Origin of the sequence: Nocardioides dubius, assembly GCF_039528155.1 — a bacterium.
Classification (GTDB): domain Bacteria; phylum Actinomycetota; class Actinomycetes; order Propionibacteriales; family Nocardioidaceae; genus Nocardioides; species Nocardioides dubius.
Genome location: NZ_BAAALG010000013.1, coordinates 178,746 through 180,657 on the forward strand (window position 1 = coordinate 178,746; position 1,912 = coordinate 180,657).

At 69.4% G+C, this 1,912-nt stretch carries 2 protein-coding genes; both read left to right on the forward strand.

The annotated features are described in order from the left end of the window. Nucleotides 1–69 precede the first annotated feature (69 nt). The gene (gene hemB, locus ABD151_RS18010; RefSeq protein WP_415629793.1) at nucleotides 70–1,053 is read left to right on the forward strand and encodes a porphobilinogen synthase; all 984 of its coding nucleotides are present in this window, start codon (nucleotides 70–72) and stop codon (nucleotides 1,051–1,053) included. A 160-nt stretch (nucleotides 1,054–1,213) separates the two neighbouring features. Then, the coding region (locus ABD151_RS18015) for a helix-turn-helix domain-containing protein (RefSeq protein ID WP_343996199.1) at nucleotides 1,214–1,912 on the forward strand (699 nt) is incomplete at its 3' end.

Here is a 1,912-nt window from a genome sequence, read left to right on the forward strand (position 1 = left end):
ACGCCGTACGGACGGAGCAACCGCTCCCTCAATGCGGATGACCTCCCGGGCAGGAGCACAATGGGCGGCATGGAGTTTCCCGTCGTGCGTCCCCGTCGTCTGCGTCGTACCCCGGCCCTGCGCCGGATGGTGGCGGAGACCCATGTCCGGCCCGAGCAGCTGATCCTGCCGGTCTTCGTGCGCGAGGGGGTCAGTGAGCCGGTGCCGATCGGCTCGATGCCGGGCGTCGTCCAGCACACCCGGGACTCGCTGAAGAAGGCCGCCGCCGAGGCGGCCCAGCTCGGGCTCGGCGGGATCATGCTCTTCGGCGTGCCTGAGACCAAGGACGCCGTCGGCAGCGGGGCGCTCGACCCGAACGGCATCCTCAACGTGGCGATCGCGGACGTCGTCGCCGAGGTCGGCGACGCACTGCCGGTGATGAGCGACCTGTGCCTCGACGAGTTCACCGACCACGGCCACTGCGGCGTGCTCGACGACGACGGGGCGGTCGACAACGACGCCACCCTGGAGGTCTATGCGCAGATGGCGCTCGCGCACGCCGAGGCCGGGGTGGCCCTGGTCGGGCCGAGCGGGATGATGGACGGCCAGGTGGGCGTGATCCGTGAGGCGCTGGACGCCGCGGACCACACCGACGTCGCGATCCTGGCCTACTCCGCGAAGTACGCCTCCGCCTTCTACGGTCCGTTCCGCGAGGCGGTCGACTCCACCCTCCAGGGCGACCGCCGCACGTACCAGCAGGACCCGGCCAACGCCCTCGAGGGCGTGCGCGAGGCGCTGCTCGACGTCGCCGAGGGGGCGGACCTGGTGATGGTGAAGCCGGCCCTGGCCTACCTCGACGTGATCCGTCAGGTGCGCGACGCCGTCGACGTGCCGGTCGCCGCCTACAACATCTCCGGCGAGTACGCGATGGTCGAGGCGGCCGCCGCCAACGGCTGGATCGATCGCGAGGCGGCGATCCTGGAGACGCTGCTCTCGATCCGCCGCGCGGGTGCCGACGTCATCCTGACCTACTGGGCGGCCGAGGCGGCTGGCCTGCTGCGCGGGCAGGGGTAACGACTCAGCCGCACCGGGCGCCCCTCGCGAATGCAACGTGGATGCCTCGCGGGGTTTAGCCCTCGTTCTTGGCGACGGAGGGCGAGGTGGCCCATTGCTTGTTTCCTTTAAATCTCTATAGCATTGCTGTAATGGTCTAGGAGTGTAGAGGGAACGGGCAATGTCGACTGTGCGCCACCGCAGCGTCGCCGAGGCTGCAGAGTTCCTTGGTGTTCACCCGCAACGGGTCCATCAGCGGATCCGCGAGGGATCGCTGCGCGCAGAGAAGATCGGCCATCAATGGGTCGTCGACGCCGCCGACCTGCAGCGGTTGCGCGGGCGCAATGCTCCAGGTCGCCCGTTGTCGCCTCGCTCGGCGTGGGCGTTGATCGCAGCAGCGAAGGCATCCAGCGACCCGCTTGCAGCCCGCGACGTCGCTGCCCTCCTGCCGGTGGAACCCTCCGCTCGCTCGCGTGCGCGCGCGCGTCTCCAGGATCTGGTGGCTGCTGCGGCGGCCGCCTACGAGGCAGGTGACCTGAGTCTGGTCTCGCACTTGCTGCACCACGCGCTGAGCAAGCGTGCGGACCGAGCCCTGTACGCGGCCTCACCACGGGACCTTGCCGACCTCAAGGACGACTCCCGGCTCCACCTGTCCGGAATCTCCATCGAGGGCTCGAACCTGTCGAGCGCCGGGCTGGTGGAGGGTTACGTGTTGGCCGAGGACCGGGAGCAGATAGTCAACGACTATCTGCTCTCGCCCGCCGCTCCGGAACGCGCCAACGTGTTCCTTCATCTCGCCGACCTCGCGGACCGAGATCCTGACATGCGCCGCGAACGCTTGGTCCAGCTCGCCGGGTCCGTCCTCGCCGTGGCTGCCGAT

Bases quoted from the DNA above. Each gene is read 5' to 3' on its own strand.
- hemB (WP_415629793.1), top strand. From the start codon at position 70: ATGGAGTTTCCCGTCGTGCGTCCCCGTCGTCTGCGTCGTACCCCGGCC.